General features: G+C 41.6%; 14 protein-coding genes and 1 pseudogene. 8 read left to right on the top strand and 7 right to left on the bottom strand.

What is annotated here, in order from left to right; genetic code table 11:
- Positions 1–53: 53 nt before the first annotated feature.
- The 4 genes from accD to leuB form a co-directional block, all read right to left on the bottom strand.
- Positions 54–1,004, bottom strand: a complete 951-nt coding sequence (gene accD, locus GJB62_RS24420; RefSeq protein ID WP_114083749.1) for an acetyl-CoA carboxylase, carboxyltransferase subunit beta — start codon at positions 1,002–1,004, stop codon at positions 54–56.
- Positions 1,005–1,532: 528 nt separating this feature from the next.
- Positions 1,533–2,423 (bottom strand): A24 family peptidase, encoded by an 891-nt coding sequence (locus GJB62_RS24425; protein ID WP_114083750.1) that lies wholly within the window; start codon positions 2,421–2,423, stop codon positions 1,533–1,535.
- A 130-nt stretch (positions 2,424–2,553) separates the two neighbouring features.
- On the bottom strand, positions 2,554–2,814 hold the full coding sequence (locus tag GJB62_RS24430; protein ID WP_012409327.1) for a hypothetical protein: 261 nt from the start codon (positions 2,812–2,814) through the stop codon (positions 2,554–2,556).
- 90 nt (positions 2,815–2,904) lie between these two features.
- Positions 2,905–3,993 (bottom strand): 3-isopropylmalate dehydrogenase, encoded by a 1,089-nt coding sequence (gene leuB, locus GJB62_RS24435; RefSeq protein ID WP_114083751.1) that lies wholly within the window; start codon positions 3,991–3,993, stop codon positions 2,905–2,907.
- A 249-nt stretch (positions 3,994–4,242) separates the two neighbouring features.
- On the opposite strand from leuB, the gene GJB62_RS24440 reads away from it, so the two are divergent.
- From GJB62_RS24440 to GJB62_RS24475, 8 genes are all read left to right on the top strand, one after another.
- Positions 4,243–5,097, top strand: a complete 855-nt coding sequence (locus GJB62_RS24440) for a mechanosensitive ion channel family protein (RefSeq protein WP_114083752.1) — start codon at positions 4,243–4,245, stop codon at positions 5,095–5,097.
- 204 nt (positions 5,098–5,301) lie between these two features.
- Positions 5,302–6,252, top strand: a complete 951-nt coding sequence (locus tag GJB62_RS24445) for an ABC transporter ATP-binding protein (RefSeq protein WP_114083784.1) — start codon at positions 5,302–5,304, stop codon at positions 6,250–6,252.
- A 44-nt stretch (positions 6,253–6,296) separates the two neighbouring features.
- On the top strand, positions 6,297–8,066 hold the full coding sequence (locus GJB62_RS24450) for an ABC transporter permease subunit (RefSeq protein WP_114083753.1): 1,770 nt from the start codon (positions 6,297–6,299) through the stop codon (positions 8,064–8,066).
- 103 nt (positions 8,067–8,169) lie between these two features.
- Positions 8,170–8,652 (top strand): pentapeptide repeat-containing protein, encoded by a 483-nt coding sequence (locus GJB62_RS24455; protein ID WP_114083754.1) that lies wholly within the window; start codon positions 8,170–8,172, stop codon positions 8,650–8,652.
- 65 nt (positions 8,653–8,717) lie between these two features.
- Positions 8,718–9,881 carry a formate-dependent phosphoribosylglycinamide formyltransferase gene (gene purT / locus GJB62_RS24460; protein ID WP_114083755.1) on the top strand — a complete coding sequence of 388 codons (1,164 nt, stop codon included), beginning with the start codon at positions 8,718–8,720 and terminating at the stop codon, positions 9,879–9,881.
- Between the two features lie 115 nt (positions 9,882–9,996).
- Complete coding sequence (gene cysK, locus GJB62_RS24465; RefSeq protein WP_114083756.1) at positions 9,997–10,959, top strand: cysteine synthase A; 963 nt, start codon at positions 9,997–9,999, stop codon at positions 10,957–10,959.
- A gap of 15 nt (positions 10,960–10,974) precedes the next feature.
- Positions 10,975–11,676, top strand: coding sequence for a J domain-containing protein (locus tag GJB62_RS24470; protein WP_114083757.1), 702 nt, complete (start codon positions 10,975–10,977; stop codon positions 11,674–11,676).
- Between the two features lie 125 nt (positions 11,677–11,801).
- On the top strand, positions 11,802–12,674 hold the full coding sequence (locus tag GJB62_RS24475; RefSeq protein WP_114083758.1) for a 6-carboxytetrahydropterin synthase: 873 nt from the start codon (positions 11,802–11,804) through the stop codon (positions 12,672–12,674).
- Positions 12,675–12,839: 165 nt separating this feature from the next.
- Here GJB62_RS24475 and GJB62_RS24480 read toward each other — a convergent pair.
- The 3 genes and pseudogenes from GJB62_RS24480 to GJB62_RS24490 form a co-directional block, all read right to left on the bottom strand.
- Positions 12,840–13,448 (bottom strand): annotated as a pseudogene (locus GJB62_RS24480) (Uma2 family endonuclease).
- A gap of 32 nt (positions 13,449–13,480) precedes the next feature.
- Entirely contained in the window at positions 13,481–14,449 is a 969-nt protein-coding gene (locus GJB62_RS24485) for a PrsW family intramembrane metalloprotease (protein ID WP_114083759.1), read from the bottom strand.
- Positions 14,442–15,362 carry a class I SAM-dependent methyltransferase gene (locus GJB62_RS24490; RefSeq protein ID WP_114083760.1) on the bottom strand — a complete coding sequence of 307 codons (921 nt, stop codon included), beginning with the start codon at positions 15,360–15,362 and terminating at the stop codon, positions 14,442–14,444. The genes GJB62_RS24485 and GJB62_RS24490 overlap by 8 nt, the downstream gene beginning before the upstream one ends.
- Positions 15,363–15,609: the final 247 nt, after the last annotated feature.

Genomic DNA, 15,609 nt, shown 5'->3' on the forward strand with positions numbered 1-15,609 from the left:
CCCCAATTCTCCTTGTCCCCTTGTCCTCTTCCCAATTCCCCATTCCCCACGTTCTATTCTGCGGCGGTAGAAGTTAAGGACATTGTTTCCCACAACACCATGTGAGGTGGTGTTAGTACAGGCTGGTGTAGAGCAATCAGCTGGGCTAGGGTGGTCTTTAATTGAGTACGGGGTACGATATCATCAACAAAACCATGCTGGAGCAAATCTTCAGCAGTCTGAAAATTTTCGGGGAGTTTTTCTCGTAGGGTTTGCTCAATCACTCGCCGACCGGCAAAACCAATGGTTGCCTTGGGTTCTGCCAAAATAATATCGCCCAACATTGCAAAACTTGCGGTAACGCCGCCCGTTGTGGGATTGGTCAAAACGGGAATATATAATAGTCGCGCGTCTTTATGACGTTGTAGGGCTGCGGAGATTTTCGCCATCTGCATCAAGGAAAGCATTCCTTCTTGCATTCTCGCGCCGCCGGAGGTGCAAACGATCACTACAGGATACCGCCGTTGAGTTGCTTGCTCAATCATCCGGGTGAGTTTTTCTCCCACAACCGAACCCATACTACCACCCATAAAACGGAAATCCATAACCCCAAGGGCAATGGGCAAACCATTGATTTGACCTAAACCAGTGTGAACTGCGTCTATTAAGCCAATTTTATCTTGTGTTTCCCGCAGACGATCGCTGTAGAGTTTGCGATCGCGAAATTCTAGCGGATCAGTTGGACGCAAATGCTCGTCTAGAGGTTTCCAGGTATTATTATCTATCAATTGGCGAATGCGCTCATCGCTGTCTACCCGATTGTGATGACCGCATTCGGCACAAACCATCTGATTAGCTTTCAGGTCTTTTGTATATGCCAAGACACTGCACTTAGAACATTTATGCCATAAACCATCAGCAATTTCACGTTCTTGTCGTTCAAGGCTGGTAGATCCTGATTTCCGTCGATTTGCAAACCAATCAAATAGAGACTTTAAACCACGTGATTCTTCGTTGTTAGCCATTTTTTATTTTATTTTAAGTGGGTATGAGGTCGAAAACATGTCAAACCGTATTGGGTTGTCCTTAGTCACGAGTCATTTTTTTTTACTAATGACTAATTACTACATCGTCAAACTACGCTTTTAAGCAATTCAGACCTTAATTTTCATCTTTGGTTGCCAGCTTAACGAAAATACTTATACCAATACAAGTCTCCTGCTCTTTATTTTCAGCAGACTTAATTATATTGACGTACTGACAAAGCCATGAGAATACCAACCTCCAAATAAGATGCTCTCCCTCTCCCACCCAAATCAGTGATTCGTATTGCTAGGTTATGAACGATCGGCATCTGTTGCAATAGTTGTGCTTGCTAACGGTTAATCGTCATCAAGAGGGTAATACAAGTCACAAGCAGAATATTATCAAAATATGAAGGGGCGATGGGGTAATGTTGGTTACAGTCACGAATTATAAATTTTTCTTATGAAAGGGCATTCGATATGGGTTACTCCCCTTATCCCCCTTCTCTCCATACTCGCGACTGCAATTCAAGACGCTGGAAAAAATAACCGCAGATAGGTAGACAAAATTGCTTCGCCACTAAACAGGGTAATCAGAGATCCTAAAGCGAGAAAAGGGCCAAAAGGCATCTTTTGTCCTAACCTGTGTGTCAATGTCTCTTCATTAGCGGCTCCTCTACCAGACGCTGCGCGTAGCTTGCTTCGACCTAAGAGTATCCGTTTATGCATAATAAGACCACTGCCAATTAAGGCTCCCAGCGCACAGGCAATAAAACTAGCTAAGAGCAAATATTTCCAGCCTAACCAGGCTCCCATCATGGCTGCTAACTTGGCATCACCCGCGCCCATTGCAGTTTTCCCAAAGGCAATTGAACCCAATAGGGCGATCGCATCAAATAGCCATAAGCCCAAGACTGCACCTACTATGGCCATCATAAGGTGATTTACCAATGCGACAGAACTTCCTTCTGATAGATAACCAACCACCATTTGGAATAAAATTCCTACCACTAAACCAGACTGAGTAAGTGGATTAGGTAAGGTCATTGTATCCAGGTCAATCAGCGATAGTGCCAATAACCAACTACAAAAAGCCCAATAGCCTATTGTGAAAGTCGAAACTTGAAATACTAAAAAAACCGCTAAAAAAATTATGCCCGTCACCCCTTCTACCACGGGATAACGGACAGAAATTTTGCTTTTGCAATATCGACACCGCCCTCTTAATGAAATCCAGCCAAATACTGGTACATTGTCGTAAGCTTTTAGCTGGTTTAAGCATTTAGGACAACGAGAAGGCGGCCAAAGAATTGACAACCCAGCAGGTAGCCGATAAACAATAACGTTGAGAAAACTACCAATAGATGCACCCAAAGCAAAGACCATTACACTCGCTGAAATAGCGAACAAAATGTCCATACAGTCATTAGTCCTTTGTCATTAGTTCTGTGTCATTTGTCGTTTATCTTTTGTCTTTTGTCATTAGTCCTTTGTCGAGAACTAATGACTAATGACCAATGACTAATGACTAATAACTAATGACCAATGACTAATAGATGTGTGATTCAATTTGACTTAAGGGTACAAAACACTCTTGAGGTAAAAGAACTGGTTGGTTAGTAAAAATAACCTTACCTCGATGATTAACACGATTAATTGCTACACCGGAAGGTTGCCCAGCGATTTCGGGATGAACTTCACAGTGAGTATAGTATATCTGCCCAGCAGCTCTGATTACAGCAGGATCAATCAAAGGCGATTGGTTCTTTGGGGCGGTGAAATTTACTGGATTCTGTCGTAATGCGTACACTATCGACTGTTATTTGATTGCTAGATTTCCCTTTAGTCTACCCGAAACTTATAGCAAAGGTTGCCAAATTGGCCAGGTTGCACTTTAAAATTATTTTTGTTCAAGAGCCTTAATGAGTGAGTCTCCCATAGCACGGCAACCCAGGAGGTTTTTTCCTGGAGAAATTATATCCCCAGTGCGATCGCCTTGCTCTAAAACTTGGAATACAGCTTGTTCGATATGATCTGCCGCTTTTGGTTGATCTAAGGCGTAGCGTAGCATCATCGCCGCACTCAAAACCTGTGCTAGAGGATTGGCCTTATCCTGTCCAGCAATATCTGGGGCGGAACCATGAACTGGTTCAAATACACCAGGCCCAGAAGCACCCAAACTCGCTGAGGGTAACATCCCAATACTACCGGTAAGCATAGCAGCAGCATCAGAGAGAATATCGCCAAACAAATTGCCTGTAACAATAGTGTCGAACTGTTTCGGAGCGCGTACTAACTGCATAGCAGCATTATCTACATATAAATGAGAGAGTTCGATATCTGGATATTCTTGTGAAAGTTGGGTGATGCGATCGCGCCACAACTGAGATACTTCTAATACGTTCGCCTTATCCACCGAACAAAGTTTCCCACCGCGTTTTCTAGCCGCTTCAAACGCCACCCGCCCAATGCGCTCAATTTCTGATTCGGTGTAAACCATTGTATTTACACCGCGTTTCTCACCAGTTTCTGTGGCAAAAATCCCTTTAGGTTTACCGAAGTAAATCCCACCAGTGAGTTCGCGCACCACCATAATATCCACGCCTTCCACAACTTCGCGTTTCAAAGTCGAGGCATCGATTAGCTGGGGCAAAATTTTCGCTGGACGCAAATTGGCAAATAAGCCCAAACCTGCGCGTAGCCCTAACAAACCTGCTTCTGGGCGTAAATTGGATGGCAGAGAATCCCACTTATAGCCACCAATTGCTGCAAGTAATACAGCATCACTGTTACGACAAGTTTCTAGAGTGGCAGATGGTAGAGGTTCGCCTGTAGCATCAATTGCTGCACCACCAATAAGTGCTTCTTGGAATTCAAACTTCAGATCAAATTGCTTCCCTACGACTTTCAGCACATCTACCGCCACTGCCATAATTTCAGGGCCAATGCCATCGCCGGGGAGTAGAGTTATGCGGTAGTTCTGGGTCATAGCTAATTATTACTAGGTAAATGCTTACAGATTAAATATCATACCTAGCAAGTGTACCAATGGAGTTGTTAATTTATTTCTGAGTCGGAGAAGTAATCTGGCAAATATTTCGATACTCAGCAAGTATGAGAACTTCTCTCAAAAACTCAGCTATAGAATCTAAAAATTAAAAAAAACTATCTATAGGAATTTTTTGTTGCAATTAGTTGTATGTTTTTATGTTAATAAACGCAAACACAAAAATGGTTTATGAATTTTAATCAAATAGGTCAAGTTGCCCTTCAACTGCTAACTCTGTTTGGACTTAAAGTTTTAGGCGCAATCCTTATATGGCTGATTGCTCAACGCTTGATTGATTTTGCATTGAAGCTAGTACGACGTGCTTTCCGAAGCCAACAAATTGACCCGACACTGATTAACTATCTTCTGAATATCATTGGTGTTACGCTGAAAATTGTTCTAATTGTGGCAATTCTCGGCTTCTTTGGGGTTGAAACAACTTCCTTTGCCGCATTGTTAGCAGCAGCTGGCATTGCAATTGGTGCAGCATGGGGAGGACTACTAGCAAACTTTGCAGCAGGGGCATTTTTAATTGTTTTTCGACCCTTCAAAGTTGGTGATTTCATCACAGCTGGAGGTGTCACAGGCACTGTTACAGAACTTGGACTGTTCACAACTGGTATTAATACACCTGATAACGTCTTGACGATTGTTGCCAATAATAAAATCTTTGCTGATAATATCCAGAATTATTCTGCCAATCCTTACCGTCGGGTTGATTTGGTGGCTCAAATCCATCATGATGTGAAACATAACGAAGCGATCGCACTTTTGAAAGCGAAAATTAGCCAAATTCCTAATGTCCTTCAAAATCCAGCGCCGGATGTAGAAATTCAGGATTTCAACTTTGCAGGGCCTGTATTAGCAGTACGTCCTTATTGCAATAATGATCATTACTGGCAGGTTTATTTCGACACTAATAAAGCTATCCGTGAAACCTTTAGCGAAGCTGGGTATCCAGTTCCCGAATACCGTTATACAGTTAACGGTTCATCTCCTCATGCAATTAATAATGTCATCCCACCACTATCAGAAATAACTTGATAGTAGAGCAATAAGTCAAGGTTTTATTTGCAAAGTTTTCTAAATAGCAGAATAAGAATTAATAAGTAGGTAGGGCATAAGCCTTACTTACTTTTTTATGTAGCCAATTTCCTGAGAGTCAGTTTCAATTTCCGAAACAAGGCTGACAGAAGTTGTAGAAAGAGGTTACGTTAAGTGTTAATCACAAGCCGCACCCCAGCAGCGATGGTAAAAGAATTAGCAATTTGCACCCGTGGACTAACTAAGCAATTTGACAGACACGTTGCTGTTAATGATGTGGATTTAGAAATCCAGGCGGGGGAAGTATATGGACTGATTGGGCCCAATGGCGCGGGTAAAACAACTCTCATCCGCATGTTGGCAACTGCTGAAGAACCAACTACGGGTGAGATTTATATTAATGGCGATCGCCTACTCCGTGACAAGAGTAATCCCAAACTGAAGCGTCGTCTAGGCTACTTACCCGATGACTACCCACTATATGAAGATTTGACTGTCTGGGATTACCTAGATTATTTTGCGCGTCTCTATCGCTTGCGAGAACCGCGCCGCACTCAACGTCTACATGAAGTTTTAGAACTTATTCAACTTGGAAATAAACGCCACAGCCAGATTTCTACTCTGTCACGGGGGATGAAACAGCGCTTAAGTTTAGCGCGAACCATTATCCACGAACCGATTTTACTACTACTAGATGAGCCTGTTTCTGGGCTTGACCCCATCGCCAGGATGCACTTTCGCGAAATCATCAAGGCTTTGCAAGAAGCTGGGATGACTGTAATCATTTCTTCCCATGTTCTCAGTGATTTAGCGGAACTGTGTACATCTGTGGGAATTATGGAACTTGGCTTCTTGGTAGAAAGTACTTCCCTACAGCAACTTTACCAACGTCTTTCCCACCAGCAAATTGTGATATCCACTTTAGGGAACCTGGAGACACTTTTAAAGGAATTGAAACATCATCATTTAGTAGAAGAGTGGGAGGTGATATCAGGAAAAAATAGCGTGCGGGTGAATTTTTCGGGTAAAGAAGAAGATAGTGCGGAGTTGTTGCGATCGCTGATCAAAGCAGATATTCCTCTGACTGATTTTCACTGTACACAAGAAGACTTAGAAACTATTTTCTTAAAATTAGGTCACAAACAAGCATCTTAATTTGCCAACAAATATAACTCCCCATTTTTGGAGAATTTTTTCTTATGATGCCCAATTTTATAGACAAAATCGGCGATTGGAATCCGCAACTATTGCGGGAACTCAAAGGTAGGCTGAAATTTTTTAATGTTGCGATCGCAGTTGCAACATCGTTACTACTGCAACTGGTAGTTTTTTTATATCAATTACGGGAGTTTCCTGACGATCGATACTCGCTAACAAACACATATTGTCGTTTAAGCCAAGTATATCAACGGCAACAAAACCAAACTTACCAGCAATCAGATCAATATCAAATTCCTGGCCTCAATGATTTACTCACAAAGAATATTTGTCCCCAAAATCAAATTGATTGGCAGTTGTGGTGGCGAGATCATTGGGAATATATATTCCTGACTTTGAGTGTAATTTTTGTATTTACACTATTAGTTGCAGGAACTTATTTATTAATCAACGATTTAGCCAAAGAAGAAAGTCGAGGTACATTGAATTTCATCCGTCTTAGCCCTCAATCTGAAACTAGTATATTAACTGGAAAATTACTAGGAGTTCCGAGTTTAGTTTATCTCGTCATCTTAGTTGCAGTTCCTTTACATCTGTTGGCTGGACGTTCTGCGGAAATTGCCTTTAGTTATATTTTGAGTTACTACGCTATTCTTGCCGCTAGCTGTATTTTCTTCTACAGTGCCGCATTGCTATTTGGTTTAATTAGTCGTTTATTTAGCGGTTTTCAGCCTTGGTTAGGTAGTGGTGCAGTATTGCTTTTCTTGTTCACAGTAATGGGGTTTGCATCATCGTCTTCTAGCAACATTTTAAATAATTCAACTGCTTGGATAAGGCTTTTCGCTCCTTGGGATACAATAAATTATCTGTTTCCTAACTTGTTACGTGTATACAATGGTTCTCAACTGAAAAACCTCGAGTTTTTCTATTTACCATTAGGGACAAATGTTATTAGTATTGTTGGTTTCCATTTATTAAATTTGGGATTGTGCAGTTACGGAATCTTACAAGCTCTAAAACGTTCTTTCCGTAATCCTCAAGCCTCAATTATAAGCAAGGGGCAAAGTTATGTATTAGTAGCTTTTTGCCAGGTAATGATGTGGGGCTTTACCTTACAATCGTGGGACAATGATTCCAACTTTTATGAACAGGTTGGGCAAAATTTAGTTTTTCTGGCAATATACAACTTGGGGTTACTTTTGAGTTTGATTGCCATTCTTTCCCCTCATCGTCAAGATGTACAAGATTGGGCAAGATATCGACATCAAGAAGTTTCTAACCGCAAGAGTGTTTGGCGGGATCTAATTTGGTCAGAAAAAAGCCCTGCACTTGTGGCGATCGCTATTAATCTGGCAATTGTTACTATCCCTTTGCTAGTCTGGATTTCAATTACATCTGTTTTCGATACCGACTATAGCCATAATGGGGCAGGTGACGATTTTAACAGGTTAAAAGCACTTTCATTTGTAGCTTTGTCTATCAGCATAATCATGATTTACGCTACCATTGCCCAATTAATACTTTTGCTGAAAACTCCCAAACGTTCTTTCTGGGCAATAGGTACTATAGGTACGGTAACGTTCTTACCACCAATGATTCTAGAATTTCTCGGCATCTCCGCGTGGAAAAATCCTACTGTATGGCTGTTTTCAACCTTTCCTTGGTCAGCGATCCAATATTCTGGGGTGACAACAATTTTTATGGCATTCCTGGTTCAGTTGAGTGTTTTAGCATTGTTAAGTTTCCAGTTGACCAAGCAGGTAAGATTAGCAGGTGAATCTGCTACGAAAGCATTGTTAGTAGGACGCTAGGTAAACTTTTATACATGAGAACCCCGATTTCTGTAAGAAGTCGGGGTTCTTGTATTAAGGTTAAACTTTTAATTAGCACAAGTATAGTAATAACCTGACAATCATGCTAAATCTGCCGGCTCAAGACCTACGCCATACAGCCATCCAGTTTTTAGAACAAAGTCCCCTACAGCGTCTACAAATTCTTAAGCAACTGGGAATTGGTCGTTATGAGTTTTTAACTAAAATCCGCCTAAATGAAGCAAATATCATCTGTATGATGCGGTTTTTTAAATATCCAAGTCAGCTAAAATTTCCAAATCTAATAGGAGCAGATTTATCTGGCTTAATTTTAGATGATGTAAACTTCATCCGAGGCAATTTGTCTGGAGCAAATCTACAAGGTAGTAGTTTAGTCAATGCAGACCTCTTATTTGCAAATTTAATGAAAGCCGATTTGAGAAATGCAGATTTGCGAGGTGCAACTTTGGATGAGACTATTTGGTTAGAGACTCTAGTAGATAAGTGTCACCTGGGTCTAGGTACTGGTTTAACTCTGCTACAACGTCAAGATTTACAACTGCGCGGGGCTAGATTTAACTCTTGAAAAGACGTTAATTGAAACACAAAAAATTATAAGATGATTGGATCGAGATTGGTCTGGATAAGTTGATGAATATTAAGTTGCCCCAAAAATTGATGCTGCTAGGTTCAGGAGAATTAGGGAAAGAATTGGCGATCGCGGCTCAACGTCTTGGTAATTATGTGATTGCCGTTGACCGCTATCCCAATGCTCCCGCTATGCAAGTTGCTGATGCCTCTGAAGTGATTTCTATGCTCAGTGCTGATGATTTAGAAGCTGTAGTGACAAAACATCAGCCAGATATTATCATACCAGAAATTGAAGCTATTAGAACAGAAAAACTGATCGAATTTGAGCAGCGAGGGATTACAGTTATACCAACTGCGGCTGCCACTAACTATACAATGAACCGCGATAGAATTAGGGAACTGGCGCATCAACAATTGGGCATCAGAACGGCTAAATATGGTTATGCAACAACCCTAGAAGAATTGATTACAATTTCTGATGAAATTGGGTTTAGTAATGTTGTTAAACCTGTGATGTCATCCTCTGGTAAAGGTCAGTCTGTAGTGCAGGATAAGAGTGAAGTTGAGAAAGCATGGAATTATGCGATCGCAAATTCTAGAGGAGACAGTCAAAAGGTCATCGTAGAAGAATTTATTAATTTTGAAATCGAGATAACATTATTAACAATTAAACAGTGGAATGCACCGACTATTTTCTGTCCTCCTATTGGTCATCGCCAAGAACGAGGAGATTATCAAGAATCGTGGCAACCCGCACTAATTTCTGAAGATAAGATATTAAAATCTCAAGAAATAGCGAGAAAAGTTACTGATGCTTTAGGAGGAGCCGGAATTTTTGGCGTTGAATTTTTCATTACTAAAGATGAAGTGATTTTTTCCGAACTTTCTCCCAGACCGCACGATACGGGAATGGTGACATTAATCTCACAAAATCTCAATGAATTTGAACTACATCTAAGAGCCATTTTAGGTTTGCCAATTCCTCATATAGAACAGCTAGGAGCCTCAGCTAGTGCGGTAATTTTAGCTTCGGAAAAATCTGATTCTATTGGTTTTACAGGTGTAGCCGATGCTTTGTCAGAAAAAGATGTCGATATTAGATTATTTGGTAAACCTAATGCTCATCCATATCGACGAATGGGAGTAGCTTTAGCCAAGGGTCTGAATATCCAAGAGGCTAGAGAAAAAGCTATTAAAGCTGCAAGTAAAATCACAATTATTTAATCAAAAGTTGATGAGTGCCTAAATCAAAGGTAAGGTGATGCTCTGCTTCCGAAGCTAGTTCCGACACAATAAAAAATGACAAACGACAAATGACAAATGACAAAGGACTATAATTATGCGGATTGCTCGTAACATTACAGAACTTGTTGGTCGTACCCCCCTAGTTCGGTTGAACCGCATTCCTCAAACAGAAGGATGTGTTGCGGAAATTGTGGTGAAACTCGAAAGTCTAAACCCATCGGCATCAGTCAAAGACCGGATTGGGGTGAGTATGATTAACGCCGCCGAAGAGGAGGGGCTGATTACTCCTGAGAAAACAATATTAGTAGAACCCACTTCTGGAAATACAGGAATTGCCCTAGCAATGACAGCAGCAGCTAAGGGTTATCGATTAATTTTGACAATGCCAGAAACCATGAGTGGTGAGCGTCGGGCAATGTTGCGGGCTTATGGAGCAGAACTGGAACTAACACCAGGTATGGAAGGCATGAGTGGGGCAATTAGACGAGCGCAGCAAATAGTTAATAGTACGCCAAATACCTATATGTTGCAGCAGTTCCGCAATCCAGCTAATGCAAAAGTGCATCGAGAAACTACAGCTCTTGAAATTTGGGAAGATACTGATGGACAAGTAGATATAGTTGTGGCGGGTGTGGGCACTGGTGGTACGATCACTGGGGTAGCAGAAGTGATTAAAGCACGCAAACCTAGTTCTAAAGCGATCGCAGTTGAACCAGCCAATAGCCCAGTTTTATCTGGGGGACAGCCAGGGCCACACAAAATCCAAGGAATTGGCGCTGGGTTTATTCCCCAAGTTCTCAAGATAAAATTGATAGATGAAGTGATTACCATCACCGATGACGAAGCGATCGCTTATAGTCGGCGTTTGGCAAAAGAAGAAGGGCTACTATCTGGCATTTCCAGTGGAGCCGCTTTATGTGCAGCAATTCGCGTTGCTCAACGTGAAGAAAACAAAGGGCGTTTAATTGTGATGATTCAGCCCAGCTTTGGTGAGAGGTATCTGAGTACACCGTTGTTCCAAGACCTGGAGGCAAGGTTGCCCGCTAGCGTTGGTTAACGATACATTGAATTAATGGTCAATTCTAAGCACGTTTCTAACCATTACGAAACTCTCAAAGTTAGTCCAAGTGCCAGCCTTGCGGAGATTAAGCAAGCTTATCGCCGCTTGGTTAAGTTATTTCATCCTGACAGTAATCAGGATACAGCCGATCGCGATCAGATTATTCTCATCAATGCAGCTTATGAAATCTTAGGTGACAACCATAATCGCCGCAATTATGACCAACAACTGCAAAATGATTCTCAAAAATTAAATAGCGATCGCCAACAGCGTACAGCATCGGCGCAAAAGCATTACCAGACAAAACGAAAAACAGGGCGGGAAGCTGACGAGCAAGTTGAAGAATGGCTGCGTCGAGTTTATCAACCAGTCAATCATCTACTTGATGGTATTCTCTATTCTCTAGAGGAGCAAATAGAGCAATTAGCTGCCGATCCTTTTGATGATGAGTTGTTAGATGAATTTCAGGAATACTTACAAGCCTGTCGAGATGACCTCAAGCAGGCACAAATTATTTTTCGCTCTCTGCCGAATCCCTCTACTTTAGCAGGAACTGCGGCTAACCTCTATTACAGCCTCAATCAAGTAGCAGATGGGCTTGACGAGTTGGCTTATTTTCCTTTGAACTACGATGAGCGTTATTTACACACAGGTCAAGAACTATTCCGCATAGCTACGAGATTACACTGTGAAGCACAAGCATCTGTTATATAGTCATTGGGCATTGGGCATGGTCAAATAACAAATGACTAATGACTAATGACTACTGACAAACAAATTAGTTTATGCTGGAAACAGAAAAAGATTAAGAAATTTTAAATTCTGCTCATAGTGTACTCATGCAATGTATTGTGAATCGCCGCGCCCAGTTTTCGGCAAGTCATCGCTATTGGTTGCCGGAACTGAGTGAAGCCGAGAATATTGAAAAATTTGGTGCTTGCTCTAAATTTCCTGGACACGGACATAACTATGTCTTATTTATCTCCCTTGCGGGGGAATTGGATAAGTATGGTATGGTGCTGAACTTGTCTGATGTCAAACACGTAATCAAACGAGAAGTTACCAGTCAATTGGATTTCTCTTATATCAACGATGCGTGGACAGAATTTCAACAAACTTTACCCACCACTGAGAATATTGCCCGAATTATCTGGCAGAGGTTAGCACCGCATTTGCCTTTAGTCCGTGTGCAGTTATTTGAACATCCTGAACTTTGGGCAGATTATATAGGAAACGCAATGGAAGCATACCTTACTATCAGTACTCACTTTAGCGCCGCCCATCGGCTAGCTCATCCTCATCTCAGTAACGAAGAAAACACTGAGATTTATGGTAAGTGCGCCCGTCCCCACGGTCATGGACACAATTATCATCTAGAAGTCACCGTCAAAGGAGAAATTGACGCACGCACCGGCATGATTGTCGATTTAGGGGGTTTGAATCAAGTCATAGAAGATTATGTGGTTGAACCATTCGATCACACTTTTTTAAATAAAGACATTCCCTACTTTGCCGAAATTGTGCCTACTGCTGAGAATATCGCACTTTACATTAGTAATTTATTGCGATCGCCCATTCAAGAATTGGGAGCTAAACTTCACAAAGTGAAACTGATTGAAAGTCCTAATAACTCCTGCGAAATTTACTGCACGGAGTCAGAATCAGATTCAGTCAGCGCAGATGTGAATCAGCCAGTATTAGCACGAGTTTAGGTAATTGAAAATCCCGGCATAGGACATTTTTAATAATTCGTAATTCGTAATTATTAAAATTTATTTTATTCTCTTTGGTTCTCTGCGGTTTAAAAGTGATTTATTTAACTAACCGCAGAGGCACAGAGAACACAGAGTCAAGAGGATATTTGAAAGAATGCAAGCTTAGAAAAGTTTACTCACTAAGCAGGTGAAACCTGGTAGCAAAGGACTTGTCAACTCATCTTGACTAAATAGAGTAGCTGCTAACTTTAATGCAGCCTGTTCGCGTCGATAAACCTCAAGTTTTTTCTGTATAGAATCGCAAATCCAATATTCTTGAACCCCTTGCACTGAGTACAGCTTTAGCTTTGTTTCCCTGTCACGTTTCTCGTTTTTTTCACCGGGAGATAAAACTTCTATTACTAACTCTGGTGCGCCCGTGAGGTGTCCAGCTTCATCTAGCAAGTATTTTAAGCGTTCATGACTTGCCCACACCACATCAGGGATCACATTGTCAGAATCTGAGAAAATGATTCCAGGTGCGATGTCTGACGACAAGCTGCTCCGCATCTACGCAGCTTTACCTAAACCAGTTTCATCTGACCAAATCTTAAGAACTGTAGCAATATTTACGCAGCTTGCCTGATGATCCCAACTAGGTGATTTGGTCACAAATAGTTCTCCATCAATAATCTCATAGCGATTTCTGCGTTCACGAAGTGTCTCGGAACGAGAATCGCCAGCGAATAACTCTAGGTCATCTGTCGTCCAACGCACTGGAGTTGTTTGCATAGAAACCCCCTAGCATTTTCTTAAATCATATTTTAAAAATACCGACGGCGGGCGGAATGTCGCAAATAGCGATAAATGCCCCAAGCTAAAATTCCAAAAAAGAGATTTAGCAAAAAGCGACTAAATATAAACCACAAAATATAACTGTCAAAAAGCTTGGACGGACTCAAAGGAATAATTTTATTGGCTAAGAGAAACAGCCCAAAAATAGCATTTCCACCCAGCACGAGGGCAAAAAGCACTAAACCCCTCTGCCAGTAACGTCGCTGGGGTGTACGTTCTGAAATCAGGGTAATTACAGGTTTACCTTGCACTTTTCGCAGTAATTGTTCTAGTCGCCAAAACATCCACAAGAGAAACGGAAATAAACCATAATTAAGGAAACATAGCGCTGGTGAGTAACTGCAAGCACTAGATAGAATGTTAACTAGGGCATGACAGATTACAGAATTCAGCCAAGCCCAAAGAATGAACTTCCTGTCTTGATCTAACCGATTCTTAGACGCAATATACATTCCCAAGGCATATCCCCAAGGCGCAGAGAACATGGCATGGACTGGCGTGCTGATAGTACGCCCAAGAATTGATCCTGTATTGTGAAAAAGATAAATCCAGTTCTCTTCGGCGGTAAATCCAAGGGCAACGGCTATGGTGAAGAGGAAAACAGTTGAGGGAAGTAATCGATACGTGCGTTGCAAATAGTAGGTTGGCACAACAACCCCTGCTAACTTGCAGCCTTCTTCAATTGAACCTACTTCTACAAGCTGCCGCAAGATTGCACCAGGGAGCGATCGCTTGATCCGTTCCCAGTCTACAACCCAATTGGCTACAGTTTCAAAATTCCATTCAAGTCTAAGGGCTAAAATACCAGATATTGCCCCGATGCCAAAGAACATCAGTAACTTTAACAGAGGTGGGGCAAATGGTACTCGATAGTAGTAGTAGCCTAGCAGCAGCAAGGGTGGTATTGCTGACCACAGCAGTAGAGAAAAATCAACCACTCACCTGAGCAATTACTGTGCGGTGACGGTGAGTATTGTTGGTAATAGTGGGAGTTTGGAAACCTGCTTCAACAAAGGCTTGCTCAATATCCAAAGCAAAATATTCATCTAAATACGGTTCAGTACTTTTGAGCAACGTCAAAATGTAGGCTGGCATTTTCTGGTAAACTTCAGACTTGGGATTCATATCCATGATTGCCAAGTAGCCACCTGGACGCAGCACGCGCCGCATTTCAGCTAAAATTTGTCGGGTTGCTGACTGGGGTAATTCGTGACACATCAAGAAAATTGAGACTAAATCAAATGAGGCATCTGGTAGTCCAGTAGATTCTGCTTGGGCATGAAGCCAGTTAATTTTAGCTTGGCGTTGTTGGGTCCGGTAATTGGCAACAGCTAAGAAGTAGGGAGATAAATCCAAGCCTGTAATTTTGGCATGGGGATAAATTTCTTGCATAGTAAATGTACTTAAACCCACACCACAGGCCAAATCTAGGATTTCTTGGGGTTGATTGGGGATTTGCGCTTTGAGGATATCGTGGTAACTTTGGCGCAGTCTAGCATCTCCTTCTGCTCCAGCATCTTGCCAAATTCCAGCATGGACAGTACGAGCAGCAACTTCTAACTCGCAAGCAGCTTTCCAACTGAGGTTTCCACCTTCGTAGGCATGGAATGACCGCAAATAGTATTCTGGGTAGGAAAGCTCAGGATTTTGTACTTGAGCTAGATCAGCCTTCCAATCATGCGCTTGTAGTGTTTCGACTTCTTGCGTCCAAGGCACACCAATTCTCTCGGCACGTTTAATCATCATTTGACGGGCTTGATGTTTGGCTAGGTTGGCTAAAGGCTTGATTGCCAGTACGCCATTTACCAAGCGGGAAGCGAAGCCAGGAGTCGTTTTTACAGTAGCAGTCATAAATTAATTTGCGTTCACAGCTTTTTTACTTATGACATAATTGCTGGACGGCAGTCTAGAAATGAATTGAATTATATAATGATGTCATGGAATTTTGATATGGAAAATTTTGGTGTGATTTGTTTTTCCAGAGAATCACACTGTTCTCTAATTTATACACTTCATTGAAGATTGACAAAATCGATCTCAACAGAGAGGGCAAAAAGTTGAGCGCCATATAAAAAAAGACTACAACTAACTTATTGAG

It is taken from the genome of Nostoc sp. ATCC 53789, assembly GCF_009873495.1.
Taxonomy (GTDB): Bacteria; Cyanobacteriota; Cyanobacteriia; order Cyanobacteriales; family Nostocaceae; genus Nostoc; species Nostoc muscorum_A.

What these genes read in the sequence shown, in the direction of transcription:
- accD (WP_114083749.1), bottom strand. Translation starts at nt 1,004, where the DNA reads ATGGCTAACAACGAAGAATCACGTGGTTTAAAGTCTCTATTTGATTGG.
- GJB62_RS24425 (WP_114083750.1), bottom strand. Translation starts at nt 2,423, where the DNA reads ATGGACATTTTGTTCGCTATTTCAGCGAGTGTAATGGTCTTTGCTTTG.
- leuB (WP_114083751.1), bottom strand. Translation starts at nt 3,993, where the DNA reads ATGACCCAGAACTACCGCATAACTCTACTCCCCGGCGATGGCATTGGC.
- GJB62_RS24440 (WP_114083752.1), top strand. Translation starts at nt 4,243, where the DNA reads ATGAATTTTAATCAAATAGGTCAAGTTGCCCTTCAACTGCTAACTCTG.
- GJB62_RS24445 (WP_114083784.1), top strand. Translation starts at nt 5,302, where the DNA reads ATGGTAAAAGAATTAGCAATTTGCACCCGTGGACTAACTAAGCAATTT.
- GJB62_RS24450 (WP_114083753.1), top strand. Translation starts at nt 6,297, where the DNA reads ATGATGCCCAATTTTATAGACAAAATCGGCGATTGGAATCCGCAACTA.
- GJB62_RS24455 (WP_114083754.1), top strand. Translation starts at nt 8,170, where the DNA reads ATGCTAAATCTGCCGGCTCAAGACCTACGCCATACAGCCATCCAGTTT.
- purT (WP_114083755.1), top strand. Translation starts at nt 8,718, where the DNA reads ATGAATATTAAGTTGCCCCAAAAATTGATGCTGCTAGGTTCAGGAGAA.
- cysK (WP_114083756.1), top strand. Translation starts at nt 9,997, where the DNA reads ATGCGGATTGCTCGTAACATTACAGAACTTGTTGGTCGTACCCCCCTA.
- GJB62_RS24470 (WP_114083757.1), top strand. Translation starts at nt 10,975, where the DNA reads ATGGTCAATTCTAAGCACGTTTCTAACCATTACGAAACTCTCAAAGTT.
- GJB62_RS24475 (WP_114083758.1), top strand. Translation starts at nt 11,802, where the DNA reads ATGCAATGTATTGTGAATCGCCGCGCCCAGTTTTCGGCAAGTCATCGC.
- GJB62_RS24490 (WP_114083760.1), bottom strand. Translation starts at nt 15,362, where the DNA reads ATGACTGCTACTGTAAAAACGACTCCTGGCTTCGCTTCCCGCTTGGTA.